At 47.8% G+C, this 5,216-nt stretch carries 5 protein-coding genes and 1 pseudogene; all 6 read left to right on the top strand.

The features are described 5' to 3' along the window. Positions 1–117 (top strand): IS1 family transposase (locus tag L2I46_RS28545; protein WP_000685268.1); only part of this gene is annotated, 117 nt, incomplete at its 5' end. Between the two features lie 18 nt (positions 118–135). Continuing rightward, positions 136–654, top strand: a complete 519-nt coding sequence (locus L2I46_RS28550; RefSeq protein ID WP_236948412.1) for a hypothetical protein — start codon at positions 136–138, stop codon at positions 652–654. Next, positions 651–2,879 (top strand): ThiF family adenylyltransferase, encoded by a 2,229-nt coding sequence (locus tag L2I46_RS28555; protein ID WP_023287182.1) that lies wholly within the window; start codon positions 651–653, stop codon positions 2,877–2,879. The genes L2I46_RS28550 and L2I46_RS28555 overlap by 4 nt, the downstream gene beginning before the upstream one ends. A 49-nt stretch (positions 2,880–2,928) precedes the next feature. Further along, positions 2,929–4,074 (top strand): annotated as a pseudogene (gene umuC / locus L2I46_RS28560) (translesion error-prone DNA polymerase V subunit UmuC); the annotation flags it as partial. Positions 4,075–4,174: 100 nt separating this feature from the next. Further along, positions 4,175–4,618 (top strand): type II RES/Xre toxin-antitoxin system antitoxin, encoded by a 444-nt coding sequence (parS, locus tag L2I46_RS28565; RefSeq protein WP_023287184.1) that lies wholly within the window; start codon positions 4,175–4,177, stop codon positions 4,616–4,618. Next, entirely contained in the window at positions 4,615–5,085 is a 471-nt protein-coding gene (locus L2I46_RS28570) for an RES family NAD+ phosphorylase (protein ID WP_004144067.1), read from the top strand. The genes parS and L2I46_RS28570 overlap by 4 nt, the downstream gene beginning before the upstream one ends. Positions 5,086–5,216 lie beyond the last annotated feature (131 nt).

A 5,216-nucleotide genomic window follows, 5' to 3' on the forward strand; every position in this document is an offset into this window, starting at 1 on the left:
CTGAATCTGAGACAACATCTGGCAAGGCTGGGACGGAAGTCACTGTCGTTCTCAAAATCGGTGGAGCTGCATGACAAGGTCATCGGGCATTATCTGAACATAAAACACTATCAGTAAGTTGGAGTCATTACCATCATGAACATGAAAATACTGCCCTCTGCATATTCCCGTAATCCTATGCACTTTCTATTAGGTGGAGACGCAGAAGTTCTCATCTGGGAGCGATTATGGGATCGTTACAAAAGCAATGCTGAGGCACTAGAATATGATCTTCTCCTCACACCGCATCATTGTTCATGGCATTCACTTTCCTATGATAGCTGGTCACAATGGGGGGAGAATGCTGAAATTTGTGATGCGGCCCGTAATGCTTTAGGTCAGGCTCGTTCCGGGGCAACAATTGTATCGAGTAGCAATCAGATACTTGATGATGATTATGATCCACCGTGCATCCGGGCTAAGCGTGAGTATGAGGATATTCTGGACAGTGTTGATGGTTGGTTTAGCTGTACGGGGGATCTTAAAGATACAGCGTTCCTTGAATTTGAAGTGGCTGGAGACGGGAAGTTAATACCCGCTATTGTTGGTGCTGTTTCAGCTGCGGCAAGTGCTGCTACGGCCGCCGCCCCCAGGGCAGGTGTATCAAACCAATGATCGAATATTTCGAATTGGGTGAGCGCCTCGATTCATCGGGGCGCGATAGCCTTTATCCACAAACGATTTCGCTGCTTAAAGCATGCGAGAATCATCCTTACGTCACAGTCAGAGAATTACGATTTTCTGAAATAAATGATAACCGCTCGGAATATCTAATCATTGATGCTGCTGATGGGACTGTGGCTTCTGGTAATCAAGCCCGTATTCGTCGTAAAGAACGATTGGCTATTGAGGTCAATCCCAAATCAAGCATACCTATTTTGGTTCATGCATTGCGGAAAGATTTCCCTGTTCTTTCTCACCAGCATGCTGGAGAACCTGGCTCACCACGAATTCTTTGCCTATATGAGGTCTCCTGGAGCGCAGTTGAGCGCAGCTGGACACCCGAGAGATTCCTTGAGCGCATTTTTTGGTGGCTTAGAGAATCGGCCGAACTGCATCTACATCGAGAAGATCAGCCACTTGAGCAACTTTTTTATTTGAGTCCCTATCAGCTCATTTTGCCAGCCAATTACCCCGATTATCATCACGCGACTGACAATAAGCTCAGTCTCCAGATGGTCAGTAAGGGGCGACCGATTATTTTAAGGGCTGTACCAGAACAAGATACCTCAAGCGTTAAGCCATTTCGCTTATTAATTATTGCGGTTCCTCCTGTCGATGTTTCTACGGTGGCTACATATCCGGATAATCTGGGAAAATTAGAAGAACAACTTAATGAATGGGGAAGTGAGCTCCTAAAACCACTAACTGACGCTGTTTATGAAGCAATACCAAGTGATGGTATCCGCCCAACGTCTGGTAAAGGAGAAGGCTTACTTATCCTGCTTTGGGTCCCCCGTCTAAGAAACGGAGAAACAGAACGTACGGATGTAATGGGCTATGTTGTGCAAAGTTCATTCGGTGAACTTGCCACTGCACTAGATATGCTGGCGCCAAAAAATGAGCGAGGAGTACAGCATCGCGTACGGCTTCTTGGCGGACCAATTAGTACCAAGTGGCGACAATTACCGCTTTTACCAGTTGAAATACGTTCGGCTATGAAGGCCACACATGCGAGAGACATATCTGCCGTTGATTCAGAGAGTGCAGCTTTTCGAGGTATTTTAGCTGGAGTTGGCGCTCTTGGTAGTACATTGGCTGATATTTGGATTCGAATGGGTTGGGGGACATGGACTTTTATTGATCCAGATCGGCTTCTTCCACATAATTTGTCTCGCCATATTGGGTTTGATTGTCATATTGGAGTCTCAAAACCCCATATTATTCAGCATATTGCCGAATCTATTTATCCGCATGAGCCCCTCCCTCAGGCGATCCATAAAAGTATTCTTGATGACGATGATGATATTGCCAAGGCAGTGAATGAGGCTGACTTAGTTGTGGATGTCAGCACCACCTTTGAGGTGCCGAGGACTCTAGCGTTAAAAGATGATATACCCAGAATAGTTAGTCTGTTTCTGACTCCATCAGGTCAGTCTAGCGTGATGTTAATGGAGGATATAGACAGACAATGCCGAATTGATGCAATTGAGGGGCAATACTATCGGGCAATTTTGAGCAGTGAGTGGGGAAGTACTCACCTACAGCACAATTATGGCGATCGTTGGGTCGGTGGTGGATGTCGGGATATTTCTGTACGTATGTCCAGTGAATGTATTCATGTTCATGCCGGTATCCTCTCACGCCAACTTCGCCAGACTGCACTCAAAGGAGATGCTCGATTGTGTATCTGGGTATCTGATGAAATTTCAGGCGCGATGGATGCACATGAAATTGAACTCCATTCCGTGGTATCTATAATTTCTGGCGAATGGGTTGTTAAATATGACCAGGGCTTAGCGCAAAAATTGCAGCACACCCGTTTACAGGCACTGCCTAATGAAACAGGAGGTGCAATTGTTGGCATAACAGATTTTAAGAACAAAACGATTATTCTGGTTGACGTGTTCCCTGAACCTATCGACAGTAAATCCTCTCCAGCCTCCTTTGTCCGGGGAGAAGCGGGACAACAAGAAGCATTAGAACGGGTTCACCAGTTGACCGCTCGTGTTGTCGATTATGTTGGCGAATGGCACTCCCATCCTCAAGGTTTTTCAGCAAAAGCCAGTAATGAAGATGATAATTTAATCAAAAAATTACATCAGAAAATGCGTGTGGAGGGTTTACCTGCCGTGATGCTGATTGTTGCGGAAAACGATATCAATATTGTAGTCAGATAAAATTTTCCTCATCAGCGCTACAACGTTACTTGCAATTCTACATAATAAACTGGCCAAAAAATTCGGCATTCCTATGGGTTTACCCTGGTTTAAGTTGCGTGAGCAGCGCTTCCCGGAGCCCGTGATTGCCTTCTCCAGTAACTACGAGCTGTATGCCAGCATGAGCGCCAGAGTACATTTCTGCCTGGAGGAATTATCATCCCGTGTCGAAGAGTATTCCATCGATGAGTCTTTTATTTGGGCTGGTGGGATTGATAACTGCATGACGTTTGAGGAATACGGACATCAGCTAAGGGATCATGTTTTCCGCTGCACTGGACTGACGATAGGGGTAGGCCTGGCCCCTACAAAAACCCTTACTAAAGCCTGCCAGTATTCCAGTAAGACCTGGCCCCAGTTCGGAGGGGTACTCGCACTGACTGCAGGCCAGCGTAATCGGATAGATAAGATGCTTTCTCTGATGCCGGTAGAGGAGGTGTGGGGGGTTGGTGGACGAACCACAAGTAAGCTTCATGCAATGGGCATAACCACTGCGCTGGAGCTGGCTCGTACTAACCCTGCATTCATAAGACGAAACTTCACCGTAGTTCTTGAACGAACAGTGAGGGAACTACGGGGGGAAAGTTGTATCGACCTGGAGGATGCCCCGCCACCAAAACAACAGATCATATGCAGCAGGAGCTTTGGGCAGCGTATAACAACGCATGAATCCATGCGGCAGGCAATTTGCCAGTATGCTGAACGTGCTGCGGAAAAATTGCGCCAGGAACGTCAGTACTGCGGTCAGGTATCAGTTTTCATAAAAACCTCGCCTTTTTCAAAACATGAACCCTATTACAGCAAAGTCTCCAGCGAATAGCTCTGCATTCCATCACGTGATACGCGGGACATTATCGCGGCGGCGGGCCGGGCTCTGGATAAAATCTGGAAAGAAGGACATAACTATGCAAAGGCGGGTGTCATGCTCAACGATTTCCGTCCCTGCGGAGTTACCCAGCTATCGTTATTTGATGAAGGTAGGTCGTATGCAAACAGTGACGCGCTCATGAACGTACTGGATACGATAAACAACTCAGGCAAAGGTAAAGTATGGTTTGCCGGTCGGGGCATCGCACCGGCGTGGTCAATGAAGAGAGATATGCTCTCTCCAGCCTATACTACGAGGTGGGACTCGATACCGATCGCTACACTCTGAGGTATCGCAATCAGGAAAAATGCCTTCCGTCTGCTGGTGGTTGATATTTGCTCTGGTGTTACCATTTGGGTATAATGTAATGACCAAATGGAGGTTTGCTATGAAAACTTTTAGTTTGTCCTCAAGTCCAGCCAGACCACAGCGCCTCTGGCAGGTTGCCGGGTTAAATAATGCTGATGGTGTAGCGCTCCTGGGCCAAATCAATGAAGGCCTGGACGGGAAGGTGGTGAACCGGATCACTGACTGGGCCAGAATAACCCAGAATGACCTGAGAAAAATGTCCGGTATCCCGTCAACCACATTTAGCCGCAGTGTGAAGGCACGTTTTAACCCGGAACAAAGTGAACGTCTGGTACGGATTATCCGCGTTATTGATCGGGCGGTAGATTTGTTTGAAGGCGACAGGGAAGCCGCACAGAAGTGGTTGAACGAACCTAACCGGGCATTGAGCTGGAAAGTGCCAGCAGACCTGATGGCATCCGAAACTGGAGCCTATGAGGTCATTAAGCTGATTACGCGTCTGGAGCATGGGGTGTACTCGTGATCCTCTACAGGCTGACGAAAACAAAGTATCTTTCTACGGCCTGGACCGGATATGGTGCGAAAGAGGCTGGTGGGCGCTGGAATAGCGTGGGGGTGTCAATGGTATATGTCTCCGAAACAGCATCACTAACGATGCTGGAGACGCTGGTACACCTGCATGCGGCACAGATAATGGACTCTTTCACGCTACTGAGTATCGATGTGCCTGATGAACTGATCCAAAGCGCAAACATGGATGAATTACCGGACAACTGGGCTGATGAGGATGCGCCTCAGGAACTGGCTGATTACGGAGATGCCTGGTCATTTACCAGGAGCTCGGTTGCACTGCGTGTTCCCTCAGCCTTATCGCCGGTAGAGTTCAATTATCTGTTAAATCCTGAGCACCCTGAGTTTTACGGGATCGTGCAGAAGGCTCAACAGATACCGTTCCGGTTTGATAGTCGTCTTAAACCTGACAGGAAGTGAAGCAAAGGAGGAGAGGGCGTTGTCATGATGCCTGGCGCTCCTGTCCGGTGTCACGGCTTTGTTGAATAAATCGAACTTTTGCTGAGTTGAAGGATCAGATCACGCATCCTCCCGACAACACAGACCATTCC

The sequence above is a fragment of the Klebsiella sp. 2019SCSN059 genome, assembly GCF_021739525.1.
Classification (GTDB): domain Bacteria; phylum Pseudomonadota; class Gammaproteobacteria; order Enterobacterales; family Enterobacteriaceae; genus Klebsiella; species Klebsiella quasipneumoniae.

Coding starts and splice junctions, on each gene's coding strand:
- L2I46_RS28550 (WP_236948412.1), top strand. CDS start 136: ATGAACATGAAAATACTGCCCTCTGCATATTCCCGTAATCCTATGCAC.
- L2I46_RS28555 (WP_023287182.1), top strand. CDS start 651: ATGATCGAATATTTCGAATTGGGTGAGCGCCTCGATTCATCGGGGCGC.
- parS (WP_023287184.1), top strand. CDS start 4,175: ATGAAAACTTTTAGTTTGTCCTCAAGTCCAGCCAGACCACAGCGCCTC.